The sequence below is a fragment of the Paracoccus sp. MA genome (assembly GCF_020990385.1).
GTDB lineage: Bacteria > Pseudomonadota > Alphaproteobacteria > Rhodobacterales > Rhodobacteraceae > Paracoccus.
Genome location: NZ_CP087598.1, coordinates 171,921 through 190,868, shown reverse-complemented (window position 1 = coordinate 190,868; position 18,948 = coordinate 171,921). Strand labels below are relative to the sequence as shown.

The window sequence follows — 18,948 nt, the reverse complement described above, 5'->3', positions numbered from 1 at the left end:
CCTGCTTACTGGATGTTGAACACCGCCTGCTGGGTTTCGCCCTGCGAGCCGGGGATCGACAGCGTATAGCGGCCCGGAACGATGGCGATGAAGCTGAGCGTCGCGGTGCCGGCATCGTCGAATTCCAGCGAATGCACGCCCATCGGCCGGATCTCGATATCGTTGATCACCACCTCGTTGATCCAGATGGCGCGGAAGAAGTCGCCGCCAGACAGCGCCAGCTCCTGGCTGCCGTCCGCGTTGATGTCGATGCGGTAGAAGCCGCCCGATTTCAGCTTGTATTCCGCCGTCGCGACCGGCTGGCCCGAGGCGAGCGTCAGCGGCGCCAGATCGGTGCGGTTGTCGCGCGCCATGATCCCCGAGAAGCCGTAATCGAACTTGGCCCCCGCCTCGTGCACGCCTCCGGCGGCACCGGCCGCTTCGCCGCCATCATCATCGTCGTCATCGTCATCGTCATCCTGCTCGGCCGCGGCCGCGCCGTCGGTTGCGGCACCGGCATCTGCGCCGGCATCGGGCGCGGTTTCCTGCGCCGCGGCGGGGGCGGCCAGCCCTGCCATGAGCAGCAGGATGGTCAGCAAACGGGTCATGGTTCTTCCTCCCTCTTAACCTGTCAGTTGGGCGCGACGACCACGCCCCAGGGCTGCTGGCCCACGGGCACGGATTTGACGACCTTCAGCGCCGCCACGTCGATCACCGAAACATCGTTGGAATTGCCGTTCGTGGTGAACAGGTATTTCTCGTCCGGCGTGAAGGCCATCTGCCAGACGCGCTGGCCGACCAGCAGATATTCCTGGACCTCGTCGGTCTCGCCGTCGATCACCGCGACGCGGTTGGCCGGGCCCAGGGCGACGAAGACCTTGCTGCCGTCGCCGGTGACGCGCACGCCGACCGGCTGAATCGCCTCGGGCAGCACGCCGGGGATCTCGAAGCTGATCTTCTTGGTGATCTCCTGCGTCGCCGGATCGATCACGCTGACCGTGCCGCCGATTTCCGAACTGACGTAAAGCTTGGTCCCGGCATCGTTGAACTGCGCGAAGCGCGGGCGGGAATCCACCAGCACATTGGCGAAGATCTCGAAGCTTTCGCTGTCGATGAAATGCGCCATGTTGGTGGTTTCCGATGTGTTGATGACCACCTTGCCGTCGGGGCTGACGCCCATGCCCTCGGGCTCGACGCCGACCGGGATCTCGGCCAGGACCTTGTGGGTCTGGGTGTCGACCACGGTCACCAGGTTGTCGTCCTCGTTCGCGATGTAGAGCGGATTGCCCGAAGGGTGCAGCACGAACAGCTCGGGGTCGGGACCGGAAGGCAGGGTGTGCATCTCTTCCATCGTCTCGGGATTGAAAACCCGCACCAGGTCGTCGTCCGAGGCGCAGACGTAAAGCTCCTTCCCGTCCGGGCTGATGGTGATGCCGCGCGGGCGGGCGCCGACCGGATAGGTGCCGATCACCTCCAGCGTCTCGCTGTCCAGCACGGTGACGTCATTGCCCTTTTCATTGCTGACGAACACCCGGTTGGCGGCGGCCGGCAGGGCGAAACCCAGGCACAGGGCCGAGGTCAGGATGGCGGTTGCAGCTTTCATCTTTCACCTCAGAACTTGCATTCGGTTTCGGGCCGGTCGATGCCCAGCGAATCCAGCGCCGAGCTTTGGTGCAGATACTGGTCCTGCGGGCTGACCGAGGCGGTCACGGAAGGCGTCGCCAGCAGGATCGGCTGGCGCAGCTGGTGGTCCCAGTCGCGCAGCGTCAGCTTCTGGCCCTTGAAGCCCGCCACCTCGAAATTCTCGGACAGCATGAACTCCTTCAGCGTCGCCGGATCGGTGCTTTGCGTCCGGGTCGCCGCCTCGCCGATCATGCGCAGCGCCACCCAGGTCTGGTAATCCTCCTCGCGGATCGGGCGGTTGGCGAGCTTCTCGAAGCGGTTCTGGAACTGCGTCGCGCCCCAGGCTTCCAGCGAGGGGGCCCAGCTGCGCGGCACCAGCCCGGCCGAGCCGGCGACCGGGCGCGGGTCCCAGGTCGCATAGGGCAGCCAGTTGGCGAAGACGTCGTTCTCGTCCGCGGCGATCAGCACGTCATGGGCCGGCGCGCGCTGGGTAAAGACCGGCATCTGCTGTTGGACCTGCACATGGCCGCTGTCGCTGCGCCGGCTGCCGCCGGTATCCTCATAGGTGCGCTCCTCGACGATCTTGGCGCCGAACTTGGCGGCGGCGCGGCGATAGGCATCGGCCAGGGCCACGTCCTCGGGATGGCTGCCTGCGATCAGGAACCAGTTCGGCCATTTCTTCCACATCAGGAACTGCGCCAGCGCATCGGCCAGCATGGCATGGCTGGGCGCGGCATGGATCACGTTGAAGCGGCAGTCCTTGCCGCGCAGGTTGTCGCCGCGCGCCAGCGCGTTCAGCACCAGCGCCCGGTCCCCGGCCTGATCGGCCAGCGCCAGCGTCTCGGCCTCGCCGGCCAGCGTGACGATGAAGGGGATGCCCTCGGCCAGCAGCTTGTCCATCTCGGCCGGGGCGGTCTCGGGGGTGGCGGTGACCTCCAGCGCCTCGAAATCCTGGCCCATGAAACGGCCGGTGGTGTCGTTGTCCTCGATCGCCAGCCGCGCCCCGGCAAAGCCCAGATCCCCGGGCGGCGCATCCAGCCGCGAGATCGGCGGCAGGCGCGGCACGTCCACCCGCAGCACCGCGGCGCGCACCGTCTGCGGCTGCGCGGAATCTTGCGCGAGGGCCGGGGCTGCCATGGACAACCCAGCCAAAAGTATGATGATTCTGCCTTTCATGGCCGTCCTCCCCCCGGCATCATGCCGGGTCGATCCGCCCGCGCCAACCCGGCAAATGCCCCGGATGCGACCGGGGAAAATCACCCTATACCTTTGTCCTATGGACGGGCGCGCGACCCGGGCGCATGGTCGGCGCATGGCATTCCTGCGGCTCATCCTGATCCTTTGCGCCGCCGCGCTGGCCGGGCCGGGCCCAGGGGCGGCCCAGCCTGCCGGCGGCGCTGCCGCGCCGCCCGGCAGCGCGGTCTGGTTCGGCCTGCATTTCATCGACACCTCGACCGAAGGCGCCGTCAACGGCGTGCGCGAGGACGAGACCCGCCGCGTCGAGATGGCCGAGACGGTCATCGCCGAAGATCTGCGCGGCCGCGGCTTCACCCTGCTTGAGCCGCCCGCCGACCAGGTGGCGCGGATCAAGAACCCGACCCAGTCCAACGGCAGCGACAGCCGCATCGCGCGCGAGATGGGCGCGCAATACGCCATCTCGGGCGAGGTGCAGAAGGTCTCGAACCTGATCCTGACGCTGAACCTTTATATCCGCGATGCCGAAAGCGGCGGAACGCTGCGCGCCGGCGTGGTCGATATCCGCGGCAATACCGATGAAAGCTTTCGCCGCGGCTATCGCTATCTGCTCAAGAACATCATCTTTCGGGAGGAATAAGGGATGATCCGACTGCTGGCCCTGACGATGGGCGCGGCCATGGCGCTGGCCCCGGCGGCCGAAGCGCATGGGCCGGTGCGGCTGAAGCTGGAGATGCAGCAGAAGCTGGACGCCGGCCCCGACGAGGTCTGGGCCGCGATCGGCAGGTTCGACGACATGAGCTGGCACCCCGCCATCGCCAGCCTAGAGCTGGCCGGAGACGGATCGGCCGACCGGCCCGAGACCTCGACCCGGGTGCTGCATCTCAAGGCCGATGCTGGCGATCCGACCATCACCGAAGTCCTGTCGAAATGGCAGCCCGAGAAACGCTGCTACGCCTATCGCATTAGCGAGGTCGAGGTAAGCGTGCTGCCGGTGACGAACTATGCCGCCACGCTTTGCGTCCAGGACGAGGGCGGCAAGGCGCTGGTCAGCTGGAAGGGCGGCTTCTATCGCGGCTATCCGAACAACGAGCCGCCGCCCGAGCTGAACGACGAGGCGGCGATCCAGGCCGTGACCGGGGTCTATCGGGCCGGCCTGGACGCGCTGGCCGAAAGGTTCGGCAAGGCGGAATGATCCGCGCCGTCGCCGCGCTGGTGCTGCTGATCGGCCCCGGCATCGCGCGGGCGGGCGATCTGGGCTTCGTCACCTCGCAGAACGCCGGAGCGGTCTCGGTGGTCGATCTGGCGACCGGCGCGGTGCTGGCCGAAACGCCCGTCGCGGGCGCGCCGGCACCCGTGGCCTACGATCCCGCGCACGGCCGGGCCTACGTGATCTCGGCCGAGACCGGCCTGCTGACCGTGCTGGACGAGGCCGGCGCGGTGATCCGCACCAAGGCGCTGCCCGAGGGCGCCTTCGGCATCGCCCTGGCGCCGGACGGCGGGATCTTCGTCACCGAATGGTATCGGCAGAGGCTGATGCGGCTGGATGCGGCGCTGGAGACCGTCTGGACCGTGCCGACCGGCCGCGCCCCGGCCGGGGTGGCCAGCGACGGCGCGCTGGTCGCGACGGCGGATCGCGACGACGACCGGGTCTCGATCTACGACGCCGCGACCGGGGCGCTGAAGTCGCGCGTGGCGGTGGGAGGGCATCCCTATGCCATCGCCTTCCATGACGGGCGGCTGTGGTCGGTGGACGTGATGGGCGACCGGATCAGCGTCATCGCGCCGGAAACCGGCAGGCTGCTGGGGCAGGTGCCGACCGGCAGCCACCCCTATGGCATCGCCTTCGCCGGCGGGCGCGGCTTCGTCACCGACCAATATGCCGGGACGGTCACGGTCTTCGATCCGCAGCGGCTGGAGGTTCTGGGGCGCATCGCGACGGGCGACTATCCCGAAGGCATCGCGCCCCTGCCCGACGGCTCGGGCGTGGTGGTGGCGCATTGGGATTCGAACACGCTGGTCTGGATCGACGCGGCCAGCCTGACGGTCACCCGCCGGATCGCGCTGCCGGACGGCCCCCGCGCCTTCGGACCGTTCACGGGCCGGCAGGAGTGACGGGCTCGAGCGTGCCGCCCTGTTCCTGCCAGCCCTCGACGCCGTCGGGAAACCAGATCACGCCGCGATAACCCAGCGCCACGGCGCGCTTGCCGGCGTTCCAGCTCATCCAGCAATCGCGCTTGCAGAAGATCACCATCGGCGCCGCCTTGTCGCCGCCGGAAAGCCGCGCCAGTCCCTCGGCCAGCCGCGCCTGTTCCGCATCGGCCAGCCGGTCGTAGCCGGTATCGTAAAGCCAGACCGCGCCGGGAATGGACAGGTGCGGCGGCTCGTTCCACAGCGTGCCTTCGGGCAGGCCCTCGGGCCGGGCGGTCCGGGGCAGCACGTCGATGAAGGGCACGCCCTGCCCGTGCAGCCGCATCGCCTCGGCGGCGTCGATCACGCGCGCCCCGGCCAGCGTCGCCGGGGTTTCGGAACGATAGGGCTCGCCGCGATAATCCTGCGGCTCGGGCACCTCGGCGCGGGCGGCGCCGGCAAGGCAGATCGCCAGCACCGCCCAGAGCCGGGTCATGGCTTCAGCGCCTTGCCGTAATCGTCCAGCAGCGGCACCCCGGCATCGCGCAGGATCGCGTCGATCTCGTCCTGGTGGCGGCGGATCAGGCTGTTGAGTTCCCGCTTCCATTCCTGTTCCTCCAGCCGCACGCCCATGGTGATGCGGAAGAACAGCCGCGGCCCCGAGCTTTCCTTGAGCAGCGGGGTGAATTGCAGATCGGGGTCCTGCTTGACCAGCGGCCCGGCAAGCGGTCCCCAGATCACCGCCGCCGCCAGCTCGCCCGATTTCACCTGCGCCAGCATGTCGCCGACCGGATTCTCGACCCGGCGGTCCACGAACAGGTCCCAGCCGCGCATGTCCTTGGCCAGCCCCGCCCGCGCCAGATGGGTCGCCGGCGGCGTGCCGGCCACGACGCCGATCGGACGATCCTTCAGCGCCGGGTCCGTGAGCGTGTCGACCGAGGCCAGCGGGCTGTCCCTGCGCGTCACGATGCCATAGGCCGAGGTGTAGTAGTGATTGGTGTTCTGCACCATCTCGTCGCCCTGGGCATAGCCAATGACGACGTCGCACAGCCCGGCCCGCAGGGTCTTGCGGATGAAGCCCGAGCCCTGCGGGAACCAGGTATAGACCACCGGCAGGCCCAGCTTTTCCCCGAAAAGCCCGGCGATGCGGTTCTCGAAGCCCGAGCCGTCCTCGGAGGACATCGGGACGGCGGCGGGATCGGCGCAGACCCGGAACTCGGTCTTGGAGCGCAGGTCGGCGACCTGCGCCGACGCGGGCAGCGCGGCGCAGATCAGCAGGGCGACAAGGGCGGATGCGCGTCTCATCCGTTCATGCAGGAATCTTCCTGCGCGGTGAAGTCATCGGACTTGTCCTCTCTCTTGCCCGGGCGGCCGCGCGGCAGGTCGCCCGCGCCCCGCGCCAGCAGATAGACATAGATGTCGTCGATATAGCACCAGACGTTCTTGTTGGTGCCGAATGCCGGCATGACCAGATTGGCGGCCGTGTTCACGTCCTGCTTGCCCGAGGCGACGATCTCCTGGAACTCGTAATAGTCGAGCTTGAGCACCGAGTTCTTCAGCGCCGGCGCATAGGTCGAGCCCTCGCCGTCCGGGCCGTGGCAGACATGGCATTCCGCCGAATAGCGGCGATAGCCCGAGAAGGTCGAGTAATCGACCGTCCCGTCCTCGGCGATCTTGAAGGTCGGTATGTCCTCGGCCGTATACCAGCGGCCGTTCTCCATATGGTCGGGGGTGATGTCCTGGCCGTTCGGCAGCACGAGCTTGCCGCCCTGTTCCTGGACCTCCAGGTCCTCCTCCTCCTCGCCGGCCGGGGCCGCCTCGGCGGGCGCGTCGGCGGCTTGCTGCTGCTGCTGCGCGTCGCCCGAGACGGCGGCGGCGGCGCCCGCTCCGGCCTGGGCCGGCGGCGGCGGGTCGGTGGTCTGCGCAAGGGCCGTTCCGGCGATGGCGCCGGCCGCGCATGCGACACAGATCGCCATCAGGCTGGCGGTCGTCTTGCTGGTCATGAATTTCCTCCCTGGCTGTCACCCGAAGATGATGGCGCCCCAAGGTTACCCTTGGGGCGGCAGGTTTCGAGTCACAGTTTGCTTTTCGGCACCAAAGTATTAGCCCGGCAGCTCGAACACGGTCAGCTGGCCGCCCAGCTCGGTGTATTGCGACAGCGAGGCATAGCCGCCCACCGCGCCAAGCCCGTCATTGGGATTGGTCAGGCCCGCCGCCAGACCGATCCCGGCCCAGCCGCCGACACCGGACAGGATGCCGATATACTGCTTGCCGCCGTGCTCATAGGTCATGACGTTGCCGATGATGCCCGAAGGGGTCTTGAACTTGTAGAGCTCGTCGCCGGTCTCGGCGTCCACGGCCTTCAGATAGCCTTCCAGCGTGCCGTAGAAGACCACGTCGCCCGCCGTCGCCAGCGCGCCCGACCAGACCGAGAACTGTTCGGGAATGGACCACTTGATCTGGCCCGTGGTGTTGTCCCAGGCGATGAAGTTGCCCATGCCGCCATGGCTGTCCGGCGCGGGATACATGGACAGCGTCGCGCCGACATAGGGCTGGCCGGCGGTATAGGCCACCCGGAAGGGTTCGTAATCCATGCAGACATGGTTGGTCGGCACGTAGAACAGGTTGGTCTTGGGCGAGAAGGCCGCCGGCTGCTGGTCCTTGGTGCCCAGCGCGGCCGGGCAGACGCCGGTGGTGTTCTCGTCCTCGCCGTTCTGGGCGGTCGAGTATTCGGCGACCACGGCCGGGCGGCCATAGGTTTCCGAATTCGGGTCCATGTCGACCCCGGTGGTCCAGTTCACCACCGGATCGTATTTCTCGGCCACCAGCAGCTCGCCGGTCTCGCGATCCATGGTATAGGCCAGGCCGTTGCGGTCGAAATGGGTCAGCAGCTTGCGTTCCTGGCCGTCGATGGTCTGGTTGGTCAGGATCATCTCGTTGACGCCGTCATAGTCCCATTCGTCATGGGGCGTCATCTGGTAGAACCATTTCGCCATGCCGGTATCGGCATCCCGCGCCATGATCGTCATCGACCACTTGTTGTCCCCGGGGCGCTGCGAGGGGTTCCAGGTCGAGGGGTTGCCGGTGCCGTAATAGACCAGGTTCAGCTCGGGGTCATAGCTGTACCAGCCCCAGGTGGTGCCGCCGCCGATCTTCCACTGGTCGCCTTCCCAGCTGTTCAGCGAGCTGTCGGCGCCGATGGGCTTGCCCAGATGCGTGGTGTTTTCGGGATCGACCAGCATTTCCTCGTCCGGGCCGGTGGACCAGGCCTTCCAGACCTCGGAGCCGTCGGCGAGGCTGTAGGCCGTCACCCGGCCGCGCACGCCGTATTCGCCGCCCGAGACGCCGACGATCACCTTGTCCTTGACCGGCAGCACGGTCGCGGTGTTGGTCTCGCCGATGGCGGGATCGCCGGTGACGACCTTCCACTTTTCTTCCCCGGTCTTGGCGTCCAGCGCCACCAGGGTGGTATCGGCCTGGTGCAGCAGGATCAGGCCGTCCGCATAGGCCACGCCGCGGCTGACGGTGTCGCAGCACATCACCGCGATGACGTTCGGGTCCTGCTGCGGCTGGTAGCGCCACAGGATCTTGCCGTTGTCGTTCAGGTCCAGCGCGAAGACGTTGTTCGGGAAGGGCGTGTGGACATACATGATGTCGCCGATCACCAGCGGCGAGCCTTCATGCCCGCGCAGCACCCCGGTCGAGAAGGTCCAGGCGACGCGCAGGTCCTTGACGTTGTCCTTGTTGATCTGGTCCAGCGTCGAGTAGCGGGTATTCGCGTAATCGCCGGTCTGGATCGCCCATTGCTGGGGCTTGGCGATCTCGGCCATCACGCTGTCATTGGCCAGCGCAGCCGTGCCGGACATGAGCAGCGCGAGGCAGGCGCCATTCATCAGGTTTTTCATGAATTTTCCTCCGCATGACGGAGCTTGCGCCTCTCCTCTTGCGCAAGCACCTTCTGCGGAGAGGTTCGGACCCGGCCGCATTCACGTCAACGCGAGGGGCCGGGTCCTTGGACCAAAGTATTAGGGAAATTCGGCAATTGGTATGGGATCAATCGCCCGGCCCGGCCGCGCGGCCTAGGCCAGCCGTTCGGCGTGCCAGCGGATGTGGTCGGCCATGAAGCTCTGCACGAAGAAATAGCTGTGGTCGTAACCCTGCTGCATGCGGAAGGCGCCGGGCTGGCGGCGCTCGGCCATGGCATGGGCCAGCGCCTCGGGCTTGAGCAGGTCGAGGAACTGGTCGCTGGCGCCCTGGTCGATCAGCACCTCGCCGGGATAGCCCTTTTCCCGCATCAGGATGGTCGAATCGTGCTTCTTCCACGCCGCCCTGTCCTCGCCCAGATAGGCGGCGAACTGCTTGCGGCCCCAATCGGATTCGCTGGGGTTGGCGATCGGAGAGAAGGCCGAGACCGAGCGGTAGCGTTCCGGGAAGGTCATGGCGATGGTCAGCGCGCCGTGCCCGCCCATGGAATGGCCGGTGATGCCCTGCGCCTCGCGGTCCAGCGGGAAGGCGTTGAAGACCAGCTCGGGCAGCTCGTGGGTGATGTAATGCCACATGCGGAAATGCGGCGCCCAGGGCTCCCGGGTCGCATCGACATAGAAGCCCGCGCCCTGGCCCAGGTCATAGGCCTCGTCATTGGCCACGCCCTCGCCGCGCGGCGAGGTGTCGGGAAAGATCAGCGCGATGCCGTATTCCGCCGCCCATTCCTGCGCCCCGGCCTTGGTCATGGCGTTCTCATGCGTGCAGGTCAGGCCCGACAGATACCACAGCACCGGCACCTTGCCGTGCCGGGCGTCGGGCGGCAGGTAGACGGCAAAGGTCATCGGCGTGCCGGTCGCCTGCGACTGGTGGCGATAGACGCCCTGAATGCCGCCGAAGCTGCGGTTTTCCGATACGGTCTCATAGGCCAGCGTCATGGGGATTCCCTTCTGTCAGGTCGTGAAACATGACCAGCGCGTCCACATAGCCATGCCTGGGGTGAAGAAACGCGCCGGGCAGGCGGCCGACAATATCGAAACCGGCTTTCTGCCACGAATGAACGGCATCGGCATTGGTCGAGACGACGAAGTTGAACTGCATCGCCCGGAAGCCCTGCGCCCGCGCCCAGTCCTTGGCATGGGCGACCAGCCGCCCGGCGATGCCGCGGCCCCGCGCATCCGGATGGGTGGCGAAGCTGGCATTGGCGACATGGGCCGCCGGGCCCGGGCGGTTGCGGCCGACATGGCTGGTGCCCAGCACCCGGCCGTCCAGCTCGGCCACGAAGGCGGTGAAGGGCGCGGCGAACCAGTCGGCCAGCGCCTCCTCGCGCGAGATGTCGGGCGGGATGCAATAGGTCTCGCCCGCGCGATAGACCGGCCCGAGGATGGTCCAGATCGCCTCGTGGTCGGAAGGCGTGGCGGGACGGATCAGGATCTCAGCCCCGCCCGCCATCAGAACAGGCCCGTCATTTCAGCTCGTCCACCGAGCGGATGACCTTGCCCAGAAGGCCGTAATCCAGCGCCTCCTGCGTGTTCAGCCAGAAATCGCGCTGGGTGTCCTTCTCGATCCGCTCGACCGTCTGGCCGGTCGCCTCGGCAAAGATCTGATTCAGCCGGTCGCGCATCAGCCGCACCTGTTCGGCCTGGATCATCATGTCCGAGGAAGTGCCGCCGATCCCGCCGGAAGGCTGGTGGATCAGGAAGCGGGTGTTGGGCAGGCAGTAGCGGTTTTCCTTGTCCGCGCCGACGAAGATCAGCGCCCCGGCCGAGGCCACCCAGCCCGAGCCGATGGTGCGCACGGTCGGACGGATGAACTTGATCACGTCATGGATCATGTCGCCGGATTCGACATGGCCGCCGGGCGAGGAGATCAGCATGTTGATCGGTTCCTCGCTGTCCTCGGCCAAGGCCAGCAGATGCGCCACGGTGCGCTGCGCCAGCTTGTCGGTGATCGGCCCGGCGACGATCACCGTGCGCGACTTGAAATAGAGCTTGCCGATCTTGTCACCCTCGGGCAGGCCGAGCCCTTCGTCCTTCTGGCCCTCCTGGCGGCGCTCGTCCTCGTCGTCGTCATCGTCGTCCAGATGGAAATGCTTTGCCATGATCGGTCCTTTCATGTTGACGGCGGGACCGGTCGCCCGTCCCCGCCGTCCTTTTAACTAAGCAGCCCTTGAGGATCAGTAAAGAACGACCGAGCGGATCGATTCGCCCGCATGCATCAGGTCGAAGCCCTTGTTGATCTCGTCCAGCGTCAGGGTGTGGGTGATCATCGGGTCGATCTCGATCTTGCCGTCCATGTACCAGTCGACGATCTGCGGCACGTCGGTGCGGCCGCGGGCGCCGCCGAAGGCCGTGCCCTTCCAGACCCGGCCGGTGACCAGCTGGAACGGGCGGGTGCTGATTTCCGCCCCCGCGGGCGCCACGCCGATGATGATCGACTGGCCCCAGCCGCGATGCGTGCATTCCAGCGCATCGCGCATCACCTTGACATTGCCGGTGCAGTCGAAGCTGTAATCCGCGCCGCCGATCTGGTCGAAGGGCGTCTTGGTCAGGTTCACGATCTCCTGCACCACGTTCTCGCAATTCTTCGGGTTGATGAAATGCGTCATGCCGAAATGCTCGGCCATCGGCTTCTTGTCGTCGTTCAGGTCGACGCCGATGATCATGTCCGCGCCGGCCAGGCGCAGGCCCTGAAGCACATTGAGCCCGATGCCGCCCAGGCCGAAGACCACCGCCTTGGCGCCGATCTCGACCTTGGCGGTGTTGATCACCGCGCCGATGCCGGTGGTGACGCCGCAGCCGATATAGCAGATCTTGTCGAAGGGCGCGTCCTCGCGCACTTTGGCGACCGCGATTTCCGGCAGCACGGTGTAGTTCGAAAAGGTCGAGCAGCCCATGTAGTGATGGATCGGCGTGCCGTCGAGCATGCTGAACCGGCTGGTGCCGTCCGGCATCAGGCCCTGGCCCTGGGTGGCGCGGATCGCGGTGCAGAGGTTGGTCTTGCCCGACAGGCAAGAGGCGCATTGCCGGCATTCCGGGGTGTAAAGCGGGATGACATGGTCGCCCGGCTTGACCGAGGTGACGCCCGGGCCGACCTCGACCACCACGCCCGCGCCCTCATGGCCCAGGATCGAGGGGAAGAGGCCCTCGGGGTCGGCGCCCGAGAGGGTGAATTCGTCGGTGTGGCAGATGCCGGTGGCCTTGATCTCGACCATGACCTCGCCGGCCTTCGGGCCTTCGAGGTTGACCTCCATGACCTCGAGCGGCTTCCCGGCCTCCAGGGCGACGGCGGCGCGTGTTCTCATGACTTGCTCTCCTTGCGTATCGGCCGGGATGGCCTTGGTCTTCTCATGTCACAGTCTTCTCATGGCACAGGGGCCGGTAAACCGGCCCCCGAAGTTGATCCCCGCCGAGGCGTTCCCGGTCAAGCCGGCAATGCGCCCGATCGCTTGGCGATATGCGTCGCGATGGCATCCATCAGCGGCGGCGACAGCGCGTCATAGGGCTCCAGCCCCAGTTCGCGCAGCCGGGCGCGGATGCCGTCCATACGGCTGGGATCGACGCCCGATTCGATCACCGAGCTGACGAAGGCGGCGAATTCCGGCGCCGACCAGCCGTCCTCGTCCGACAGTTCGGTATGGACGAAATCCAGCCCGTAGAAGGGATGGTCCTTGTTCTCGATCCGGCCATACATGTGCACGCCGCAATCCCGGCAGCGATGGCGCTGGATCGGCGCCTCGGCATTGACGATTTCCAGCTTGTCGGCGCCTTCCAGCACCTCGATCGCGTCGCGGCCGACCACCGCCACCTGCGAAAAGATCGCGCCGTCCGGCTTCCAGCACTTGGTGCAGCCGCAGACATGGTTATGCGCGGTCTGCGCCCGCACCGCGACCCTGACCGGGTTCGAGGCGCATTTGCATTGCAGCGTGCCGCCGGAAAATCCGGGCTGGGCCGGCTTGATGCCGTTGTCGACTGCGGGGTGGATCTTCACCCCCGATGTGTCCGCCATGGTCCTGTCCTCCGCTCAGACCCGATGCGCCGAGGTTCGCGCCGCAGCGGGCCGGGGACAAGTGGGCAAAAGGTTGTATTCGCTGGCGGCTCAGGCCTCGGGGCGGCTGACCAGCCAGGCGCCGATGGCTAGGCAGGCCAGCACCTGCACGGCGATGAAGCGCGGGTCGAGGCCCAGCAGCAACGCCCAGGCCACCCCCATCGCCATGCCGGTGACGGCCCAGACCTTGGCCGTGCGGCCGACGACGCCGCGCTTGCGCCAGGCGCGGATCGGCGGACCGAAGCGCGGGTGGCGCATGATGCGCGCCCCCAGCCGCGGCGACGAGCGGGCAAAGGCCCAGACCGCCACCAGCAGGAAGGGCACGGTGGGCATGACCGGCAGGAAAATCCCGATCACCCCCAGCGCAAGGGTCAGCCAGCCGGTGACGAGCCAGAGAATCCGCATCTTACTCCGCCAGTTCGCGCAGGATCGCATTGAGCACCGGACGGCCGGCCGGAGTCGCGGCCAGCCGGTCCTTTCCGAGGGAGATAAGCCCCAGTTCGGCCAGATTCATCAGCCGGTCCCGCGGCAATTCGGCGCCATGGGCGCGGTAGCGCGGGATATCCAGCCCCTCGGCCAGCCGCATCGCCATCAGCAGATATTCCAGCGCCCGGTCGGACAGGCTCAGCAGCTCGCGATGGCTGTCGCCATGGCCCTGCGCCTCGACGGCCTCCAGCCAGGCGCCGGGCGCCGGATGCGCCTCGGTCGCCCAGCGGCCCGAGGCCAGCGTCAGCCGGCCATGCGCGCCCGGCCCCACCGCCGCCCAGTCGCCCTGCCGCCAGTAGACCAGGTTATGCCGGCTTTCCGCCCCCGGCCGGGCATGATTCGAGACCTCATAGGCGGGCATCCCGGCCGCCGCGCAGATCTCTTGCGTGTCCAGATACAGGTCGGCGGACAGATCGTCGTCGGGCAGGCCCTTCAGCCCGCCCCTGGCGTGGCGGGCGCCGAAGGCGGTGCCGGGCTCGATGGTCAGCTGATAGGCCGACAGGTGATCGACGGCCATGCCGAGCGCCTGGGTCAGCTCGCGCCGCCAATGGGCGCGGTCCTGGTCCTGCCGGGCATAGATCAGGTCGAAGCTGACCCGCGTGAAACAGTCGCGGGCTATGTCGAAGGCGGCGCGGGCCTCGGCCGCCGAATGCATGCGGCCCAGCCGGCGCAGATCCTCGTCGTTCAGCGCCTGCACCCCCATCGAGACGCGGTTGACGCCGGCATCCGCATAGGCGCGGAGGCGGCCCGTCTCGACGCTGGTCGGGTTGGCTTCCAGCGTGATCTCGATGTCATTGGCGAAGGGCCAGGCGGCTCGGGCGGCCTCGATCACCCCCGCCACGGTTTCCGGCGCCATCAGGCTGGGGGTGCCGCCGCCGAAGAAGATGCTGTTCAGCACCCGGTCGGGCAAATCACGGCCCAGCCGGGCAATCTCGGCGCGATAGGCGGCCAGCCAGCGCGGCTGGTCGATCACCGCCGCGACATGGCTGTTGAAATCGCAATAGGGGCATTTCGCGGCGCAAAAGGGCCAGTGGACGTAAAGTGCGAAGCCCCCTGCCCGCCAGTCGTCGGTCAGGGTGGCGCTGGCGGCCGGGTCCGGCAGGGGGGCGGCTGACAGGTCCAGGGTCATTCCCTCAAGGCGGTGACTTCGATTTCGATCTTCATCTCGGGTCTGATGAGCCCCGCCACAACCATGGTCGCCGCCGGTAACGCATCTTTCATCGCCTCGCCCAGAACCGGCGCGATCTCGTCGAGGATCGCCGGGTCGGTGACGGTGTATTGCACACGAACGATGTCGGCGGGCGCGAAGCCCGCCTCGGCCAGAGTGGCGAAGATGGTGGCGAAGGCGTTGCGCGCCTGCTCGGCGGCGCTGTCGGGCATGGCCATGGCCGCGTAATCGTAGCCGGTGGTGCCCGAGACGAAGCACCACGGCCCCTTCACCACCGCGCGGCTGTAGCCGAGCGCGGCTTCGAAGGGCGAGCCGGTCGAGATCCTACGCAAAGAGCGCCTCCAGCTTGCGGAAGGCGCGGGCGCGGTGGCTGATGGCGTTCTTCTGCGCGGGGGCCATCTGGGCATAGGTCACGTCATGGCCGTCGGGCACGAAAATCGGGTCGTAGCCGTGGCCCTGCTGGCCGCGCGGCGGCCAGACCAGCCGGCCGGGCGCGACGCCCTCGAAGATCTCCTCGTGCCCGTCGGGCCAGAGCAGGATCAGCGTGGCGCGGAACTGGGCGGTGCGCGGCTCGGGCACGCCGCGCTCGTCCAGCTCGCGCCAGGTGCGGGTCATGGCCTGCATGAAGTCGCGGCCCTGCGCGGTCTCGGCCCAGTCGGCGGTATAGACGCCGGGCGCGCCGTCCAGTCCGTCCACGGTGATGCCGCTGTCATCGGCCAGCACCGGCAGGCCGGTCGCCTGCATGGCGGCGCGGGCCTTGATGCGGGCATTGCCGATGAAGCTCGACTCGGTCTCGGCCGGTTCGGGCAGGCCCATCTCGCCGGCCGAGGTCACCTCGATGCCATGCGGGGCCATCATGGCGCGGATCTCGTCCAGCTTCCCTTTGTTGTGGGTCGCGACCAGCAGCTTCTTCTCGGTCAGCTTGCGCATGCGACAGCCTCGTTCTGGGCGCGGACCAGCTCGGCGATGCCGGATTCGGCCAGGTCGAGCAGCTGGTTCATCTCGGGGCGCGAGAAGGTGGCGCCCTCGGCCGACATCTGCACCTCGATCAGCCGCCCTGCCCCGGTCATGATGAAATTGCCGTCGGTGCCGGCCTCGCTGTCCTCGGCATAGTCCAGGTCCAGGATCGCCTGCCCGGCATAGATGCCGCAGGACACCGCGGCGACATGGTCCATGATCGGGTCGGCGGTGACGATGCCGGCCTTCAGGAGCTTGTTGACCGCCATCCGCAGCGCCACCCAGCCGCCGGTGATCGCGGCGCAGCGGGTGCCGCCATCGGCCTGGATCACGTCGCAATCGATCACGATCTGCCGCTCGCCCAGGGCGCGGCGGTCCACCCCGGCGCGCAGGGCGCGGCCGATCAGGCGCTGGATCTCCTGCGTGCGGCCGGATTGCTTGCCGGCCGCCGCCTCGCGCCGGTTGCGGCTGTTGGTGGCGCGCGGCAGCATGCCGTATTCCGCCGTCACCCAGCCCTGCCCCGAACCCTTGAGGAAGGGCGGCGCCTTCTCCTCGATGGTGGCCGAGCAGAGCACGCGGGTGTCGCCGCAGGAGATCAGGCAGGAACCCTCGGCATGGCGCATGATGCCCGTTTCGATTGAAATCGGGCGCATATCACTTAAATTCCGGCCAGAGGGGCGCATCTTTCATTCCTTTCGGGGGTTTTGCCGTTCAGATACAGGTCCGACACCCATGACCGCAACCCGTGAACGCCCTCAACAGATCGCCATGCCTGAAACTCCGCTGCTTTCCGACCTGAACGACCGCTCGCGCGAGGTGTTTCGCCGCGTGGTCGAAGCCTATCTCGCCACCGGCGAGCCCGTCGGCTCGCGCACCCTGACCCGCGACATGAGCGAAAAGGTCAGCGCCGCCACGATCCGCAACGTCATGCAGGACCTGGAATATCTGGGCCTGCTGGATCATCCGCATGTCTCGGCCGGACGGCTGCCGACGCAGCTGGGGCTGCGGCTGTTCGTGGACGGGCTGATGGAGGCCGGGCCCGTCTCGGCCAGCGACCGCGAGATGATCGACGAGACGCTGGGCCAGGACAGCGGCGATACCGGCGCCATGCTGGACCGGGTCAGCACGGCGCTGTCGGCGCTGACCCATGGCGCCTCTCTGGTGCTGATGCCCAAGCAGGAGGCACCGGTCCGGCATATCGAATTCGTGAGCCTCGCGCCCGACCGGGCGCTGGTGGTGCTGGTCTTTGCCGATGGCCGGGTCGAGAATCGGGTCTTTGCCCCGCCGCCCGGCCATACCGCCAGCTCGATGCGCGAGGCCGCGAATTTCCTGAACGCGGTGGCCGAAGGCCGCACCCTGGCCGAGCTGCGACGCAGTGTCGCGCAGGAGGTCGAGGCCAGCCGGCGAAAACTGGACAGCATGGCCGCGGAACTGGTGGCCTCGGGCCTGGCGCTGTGGGATGGCGAAAGCAGCGATCCGCGGCTGATCGTGCGCGGCCGGGCCAATCTGCTGGCGGATGAGCTGGCCGATCTGGACCGCATCCGCACGCTGTTCGACGACCTGGAGCGCAAGCGCGACATCGCCGAATTCTTGGAACTGGCCGAGCAGGGCGAGGGCGTGCGCATTTTCATCGGTTCCGAGAACAAGCTTTTTTCACTTTCCGGTTCCTCTCTCGTCGTTTCGCCCTATATGAATGCCGACCGAAAGATTGTTGGCGCGGTCGGCGTCATCGGTCCGACGCGGCTGAACTACGGCCGCATCGTGCCGATCGTGGACTATACTGCGCAGCTTGTCGGCCGGATGATCTCTGGCCGGAAAGGATGATGAGGACATGAAGAACGAAAACCCGAACGGCAGCCCGCTGGACGAGGAGATCATTGACCCGCTGGCCGATGATGAGGCGCCCTCGCCCGATGTCGAGGCGCTGATCGCCGAGCGGGACGATTACCGCGACCGCTTCATGCGCGCGCTGGCCGATGCCGAGAATGCCCGCAAGCGCGCCGACAAGGAGCGCCGCGATGCCGAGCAATATGGCGGGTCGCGGCTGGCCCGCGACCTTCTGCCGGTGCACGATGCGCTGAGCCGTGCGCTGGAGGCTGCCGGCGAAGAGCAGCGCGCCGCCGCCGCCGCGCTGATCGAAGGCGTCGAACTGACGCTGCGAGAGTTGAACAACGTCTTTGCCAAGCACGGCATCAGCGTCATTACCCCCGCCGTGGGCGAGAAATTCGACCCCCAGAAGCATGAGGCGATGTTCGAGGCCCCGGTTCCCGGGACCGTTGCCGGCAATATCATCCAGGTCATGGACAATGGCTTCATGCTGCACGACCGGCTGCTGCGTCCGGCGAAGGTCGGAGTAAGTTCGACCCCGGCCAGCTGACTTCCCTTGCCGACGGCATGCGAAACCCCGGAGCGTTGCTTCCGGGGTTTTTTCTTGGCCTGCAGGCCGCTATCGGCTGATTTGGTATTCTCTGCTTGGCAATAACACCATATATGGTGTTCAGTTGCCCGCGAGGACCTGACAGAGCCGGTCCAGCTGATCCAGATCGCGATAGGTGATCACCATCTGGCCGCCATCGACGCCGGCATGGTTGATCACCACCTTCATCTTGAGATGCGCGCTCAGATCACCTTCCAGGGCGCGGGTATCGGCGTCCTTCTCGTGTTTCTGGCTTCTGGGCTTGGACGGCTTCGGCCCCTCGGCCTGACGGCGGGCCAGTTCCTCGGTCTCGCGCACCGACAGGCTTTTTTCGATCACCTTCCGCGCCAGCTCCACCGCATTCGGCGTGGTGATCAGGGCACGGGCGTGACCGGCGGTCAGCTTGCCCTCCTTGAGCCAGGCCTGGACCTGGTCGGGCAGGTTCAGCAGGCGAAGCAGGTTGGCAATGTGGCTGCGGCTCTTGTTCAGCGCCTCTGCCAGCCTCTCCTGCGTATGGCCGAAACGGTCCATGAGCTGGCGGTAAGAGGCTGCCTCTTCGATCGCGTTCAGATCGGCGCGCTGGATGTTTTCGACAATGGCGACTTCCAACACTTCGGTATCGTCCAGATCGCGGACGATGACCGGGACTTCGTGCAGCTGAGCGATCTGCGCCGCGCGCCAGCGGCGTTCGCCCGCCACAATCTGATAGAGGCCGCGATCCGTCGGATGCGGCCGCACGATCAGCGGCTGCAGCATGCCGCGGGTCTTCAGAGAATCGGCCAGTTCCTGCAGGGCCTCCGGGGCGAAACTGCGGCGCGGCTGATCCGGATTGGGCGTCAGCTGTTCGACCGGAAGGATCTGCCGCGGGGCGGGCCGTTCGGAGGGGATCAGGTCCACATCCGCCATCAGCGCCGAGAGACCGCGGCCAAGACCCCGCTTTTCCAGCTTGTTTTCTGCCATGGTTCCT

General features: G+C 67.2%; 23 protein-coding genes. 5 read left to right on the top strand and 18 right to left on the bottom strand.

Annotated elements, in window-relative coordinates; genetic code table 11:
• Positions 1 to 5 precede the first annotated feature (5 nt).
• From LOS78_RS07960 to LOS78_RS07950, 3 genes are all read right to left on the bottom strand, one after another.
• On the bottom strand, positions 6 to 398 hold the full coding sequence (locus tag LOS78_RS07960; RefSeq protein WP_051416146.1) for a hypothetical protein: 393 nt from the start codon (positions 396 to 398) through the stop codon (positions 6 to 8).
• A gap of 212 nt (positions 399 to 610) precedes the next feature.
• Positions 611 to 1,582: a YVTN family beta-propeller repeat protein gene (locus tag LOS78_RS07955; RefSeq protein WP_036697314.1), complete on the bottom strand. Its 972-nt coding sequence runs from the start codon at positions 1,580 to 1,582 to the stop codon at positions 611 to 613.
• A gap of 8 nt (positions 1,583 to 1,590) precedes the next feature.
• Positions 1,591 to 2,739 carry an ABC transporter substrate-binding protein gene (locus LOS78_RS07950; RefSeq protein ID WP_230377901.1) on the bottom strand — a complete coding sequence of 383 codons (1,149 nt, stop codon included), beginning with the start codon at positions 2,737 to 2,739 and terminating at the stop codon, positions 1,591 to 1,593.
• Positions 2,740 to 2,914: 175 nt separating this feature from the next.
• Here LOS78_RS07950 and LOS78_RS07945 point away from each other — a divergent pair, with 175 nt between their 5' ends.
• The 3 genes from LOS78_RS07945 to LOS78_RS07935 are packed head-to-tail and all read left to right on the top strand — an operon-like array spanning position 2,915 to position 4,911.
• On the top strand, positions 2,915 to 3,436 hold the full coding sequence (locus tag LOS78_RS07945; RefSeq protein WP_028711781.1) for a DUF3280 domain-containing protein: 522 nt from the start codon (positions 2,915 to 2,917) through the stop codon (positions 3,434 to 3,436).
• Between the two features lie 3 nt (positions 3,437 to 3,439).
• Positions 3,440 to 3,991, top strand: a complete 552-nt coding sequence (locus LOS78_RS07940) for an SRPBCC family protein (protein WP_028711780.1) — start codon at positions 3,440 to 3,442, stop codon at positions 3,989 to 3,991.
• Positions 3,988 to 4,911, top strand: a complete 924-nt coding sequence (locus tag LOS78_RS07935) for a YncE family protein (RefSeq protein WP_230377900.1) — start codon at positions 3,988 to 3,990, stop codon at positions 4,909 to 4,911. Before LOS78_RS07940 ends, LOS78_RS07935 begins: the two co-directional genes overlap by 4 nt.
• On the opposite strand, the gene LOS78_RS07930 is transcribed toward LOS78_RS07935, so the two are convergent.
• The 14 genes from LOS78_RS07930 to rph form a co-directional block, all read right to left on the bottom strand.
• Complete coding sequence (locus tag LOS78_RS07930) at positions 4,892 to 5,422, bottom strand: PQQ-dependent catabolism-associated CXXCW motif protein (RefSeq protein WP_230377899.1); 531 nt, start codon at positions 5,420 to 5,422, stop codon at positions 4,892 to 4,894. The genes LOS78_RS07935 and LOS78_RS07930 overlap by 20 nt on opposite strands.
• Positions 5,419 to 6,231 (bottom strand): substrate-binding domain-containing protein, encoded by an 813-nt coding sequence (locus LOS78_RS07925; RefSeq protein WP_230377898.1) that lies wholly within the window; start codon positions 6,229 to 6,231, stop codon positions 5,419 to 5,421. Before LOS78_RS07925 ends, LOS78_RS07930 begins: the two co-directional genes overlap by 4 nt.
• A complete protein-coding gene (locus tag LOS78_RS07920) occupies positions 6,228 to 6,647 on the bottom strand; it encodes a c-type cytochrome, methanol metabolism-related (protein WP_084637774.1) in 420 nt (139 codons plus the stop codon). Before LOS78_RS07920 ends, LOS78_RS07925 begins: the two co-directional genes overlap by 4 nt.
• Before the next feature lie 381 nt (positions 6,648 to 7,028).
• Entirely contained in the window at positions 7,029 to 8,831 is a 1,803-nt protein-coding gene (locus tag LOS78_RS07915; RefSeq protein WP_230377897.1) for a methanol/ethanol family PQQ-dependent dehydrogenase, read from the bottom strand.
• A gap of 174 nt (positions 8,832 to 9,005) precedes the next feature.
• Positions 9,006 to 9,845, bottom strand: coding sequence for an S-formylglutathione hydrolase (fghA, locus tag LOS78_RS07910; protein ID WP_230377896.1), 840 nt, complete (start codon positions 9,843 to 9,845; stop codon positions 9,006 to 9,008).
• Complete coding sequence (locus LOS78_RS07905) at positions 9,829 to 10,359, bottom strand: GNAT family N-acetyltransferase (protein ID WP_230377895.1); 531 nt, start codon at positions 10,357 to 10,359, stop codon at positions 9,829 to 9,831. Before LOS78_RS07905 ends, fghA begins: the two co-directional genes overlap by 17 nt.
• Before the next feature lie 13 nt (positions 10,360 to 10,372).
• A complete protein-coding gene (locus LOS78_RS07900; RefSeq protein WP_230377894.1) occupies positions 10,373 to 11,008 on the bottom strand; it encodes an ATP-dependent Clp protease proteolytic subunit in 636 nt (211 codons plus the stop codon).
• Between the two features lie 75 nt (positions 11,009 to 11,083).
• The gene (locus LOS78_RS07895) at positions 11,084 to 12,211 is read right to left on the bottom strand and encodes an S-(hydroxymethyl)glutathione dehydrogenase/class III alcohol dehydrogenase (protein ID WP_230377893.1); all 1,128 of its coding nucleotides are present in this window, start codon (positions 12,209 to 12,211) and stop codon (positions 11,084 to 11,086) included.
• Between the two features lie 119 nt (positions 12,212 to 12,330).
• On the bottom strand, positions 12,331 to 12,915 hold the full coding sequence (gene gfa / locus LOS78_RS07890) for an S-(hydroxymethyl)glutathione synthase (protein WP_230377892.1): 585 nt from the start codon (positions 12,913 to 12,915) through the stop codon (positions 12,331 to 12,333).
• A gap of 90 nt (positions 12,916 to 13,005) precedes the next feature.
• Positions 13,006 to 13,359 carry a YbaN family protein gene (locus LOS78_RS07885; protein WP_028711769.1) on the bottom strand — a complete coding sequence of 118 codons (354 nt, stop codon included), beginning with the start codon at positions 13,357 to 13,359 and terminating at the stop codon, positions 13,006 to 13,008.
• A gap of 1 nt (position 13,360) precedes the next feature.
• Complete coding sequence (hemW, locus tag LOS78_RS07880) at positions 13,361 to 14,569, bottom strand: radical SAM family heme chaperone HemW (RefSeq protein ID WP_230377891.1); 1,209 nt, start codon at positions 14,567 to 14,569, stop codon at positions 13,361 to 13,363.
• Positions 14,566 to 14,940, bottom strand: coding sequence for a RidA family protein (locus LOS78_RS07875; protein ID WP_028711767.1), 375 nt, complete (start codon positions 14,938 to 14,940; stop codon positions 14,566 to 14,568). The genes hemW and LOS78_RS07875 overlap by 4 nt, the downstream gene beginning before the upstream one ends.
• On the bottom strand, positions 14,933 to 15,538 hold the full coding sequence (gene rdgB / locus LOS78_RS07870; protein ID WP_230377890.1) for an RdgB/HAM1 family non-canonical purine NTP pyrophosphatase: 606 nt from the start codon (positions 15,536 to 15,538) through the stop codon (positions 14,933 to 14,935). The genes LOS78_RS07875 and rdgB overlap by 8 nt, the downstream gene beginning before the upstream one ends.
• Positions 15,526 to 16,248, bottom strand: coding sequence for a ribonuclease PH (gene rph / locus LOS78_RS07865; protein WP_028711765.1), 723 nt, complete (start codon positions 16,246 to 16,248; stop codon positions 15,526 to 15,528). Before rph ends, rdgB begins: the two co-directional genes overlap by 13 nt.
• An 85-nt stretch (positions 16,249 to 16,333) precedes the next feature.
• Here rph and hrcA point away from each other — a divergent pair, with 85 nt between their 5' ends.
• Together hrcA and LOS78_RS07855 are read left to right on the top strand one after the other, a co-directional pair.
• Positions 16,334 to 17,389: a heat-inducible transcriptional repressor HrcA gene (gene hrcA, locus LOS78_RS07860; protein ID WP_028711764.1), complete on the top strand. Its 1,056-nt coding sequence runs from the start codon at positions 16,334 to 16,336 to the stop codon at positions 17,387 to 17,389.
• 7 nt (positions 17,390 to 17,396) lie between these two features.
• Positions 17,397 to 17,942, top strand: a complete 546-nt coding sequence (locus tag LOS78_RS07855) for a nucleotide exchange factor GrpE (RefSeq protein WP_028711763.1) — start codon at positions 17,397 to 17,399, stop codon at positions 17,940 to 17,942.
• A gap of 120 nt (positions 17,943 to 18,062) precedes the next feature.
• On the opposite strand, the gene LOS78_RS07850 is transcribed toward LOS78_RS07855, so the two are convergent.
• A complete protein-coding gene (locus LOS78_RS07850) occupies positions 18,063 to 18,941 on the bottom strand; it encodes a ParB/RepB/Spo0J family partition protein (protein ID WP_230377889.1) in 879 nt (292 codons plus the stop codon).
• Positions 18,942 to 18,948 lie beyond the last annotated feature (7 nt).

Bases quoted from the DNA above. Each gene is read 5' to 3' on its own strand.
- LOS78_RS07955 (WP_036697314.1), bottom strand. From the start codon at position 1,582: ATGAAAGCTGCAACCGCCATCCTGACCTCGGCCCTGTGCCTGGGTTTC.
- LOS78_RS07950 (WP_230377901.1), bottom strand. From the start codon at position 2,739: ATGGCAGCCCCGGCCCTCGCGCAAGATTCCGCGCAGCCGCAGACGGTG.
- LOS78_RS07945 (WP_028711781.1), top strand. From the start codon at position 2,915: ATGGCATTCCTGCGGCTCATCCTGATCCTTTGCGCCGCCGCGCTGGCC.
- LOS78_RS07940 (WP_028711780.1), top strand. From the start codon at position 3,440: ATGATCCGACTGCTGGCCCTGACGATGGGCGCGGCCATGGCGCTGGCC.
- LOS78_RS07935 (WP_230377900.1), top strand. From the start codon at position 3,988: ATGATCCGCGCCGTCGCCGCGCTGGTGCTGCTGATCGGCCCCGGCATC.
- LOS78_RS07930 (WP_230377899.1), bottom strand. From the start codon at position 5,422: ATGACCCGGCTCTGGGCGGTGCTGGCGATCTGCCTTGCCGGCGCCGCC.
- LOS78_RS07925 (WP_230377898.1), bottom strand. From the start codon at position 6,231: ATGAGACGCGCATCCGCCCTTGTCGCCCTGCTGATCTGCGCCGCGCTG.
- LOS78_RS07920 (WP_084637774.1), bottom strand. From the start codon at position 6,647: ATGGAGAACGGCCGCTGGTATACGGCCGAGGACATACCGACCTTCAAG.
- LOS78_RS07915 (WP_230377897.1), bottom strand. From the start codon at position 8,831: ATGAAAAACCTGATGAATGGCGCCTGCCTCGCGCTGCTCATGTCCGGC.
- fghA (WP_230377896.1), bottom strand. From the start codon at position 9,845: ATGACGCTGGCCTATGAGACCGTATCGGAAAACCGCAGCTTCGGCGGC.
- LOS78_RS07905 (WP_230377895.1), bottom strand. From the start codon at position 10,359: ATGGCGGGCGGGGCTGAGATCCTGATCCGTCCCGCCACGCCTTCCGAC.
- LOS78_RS07900 (WP_230377894.1), bottom strand. From the start codon at position 11,008: ATGGCAAAGCATTTCCATCTGGACGACGATGACGACGACGAGGACGAG.
- LOS78_RS07895 (WP_230377893.1), bottom strand. From the start codon at position 12,211: ATGAGAACACGCGCCGCCGTCGCCCTGGAGGCCGGGAAGCCGCTCGAG.
- gfa (WP_230377892.1), bottom strand. From the start codon at position 12,915: ATGGCGGACACATCGGGGGTGAAGATCCACCCCGCAGTCGACAACGGC.
- LOS78_RS07885 (WP_028711769.1), bottom strand. From the start codon at position 13,359: ATGCGGATTCTCTGGCTCGTCACCGGCTGGCTGACCCTTGCGCTGGGG.
- hemW (WP_230377891.1), bottom strand. From the start codon at position 14,569: ATGACCCTGGACCTGTCAGCCGCCCCCCTGCCGGACCCGGCCGCCAGC.
- rdgB (WP_230377890.1), bottom strand. From the start codon at position 15,538: ATGCGCAAGCTGACCGAGAAGAAGCTGCTGGTCGCGACCCACAACAAA.
- rph (WP_028711765.1), bottom strand. From the start codon at position 16,248: ATGCGCCCCTCTGGCCGGAATTTAAGTGATATGCGCCCGATTTCAATC.
- hrcA (WP_028711764.1), top strand. From the start codon at position 16,334: ATGCCTGAAACTCCGCTGCTTTCCGACCTGAACGACCGCTCGCGCGAG.
- LOS78_RS07855 (WP_028711763.1), top strand. From the start codon at position 17,397: ATGAAGAACGAAAACCCGAACGGCAGCCCGCTGGACGAGGAGATCATT.
- LOS78_RS07850 (WP_230377889.1), bottom strand. From the start codon at position 18,941: ATGGCAGAAAACAAGCTGGAAAAGCGGGGTCTTGGCCGCGGTCTCTCG.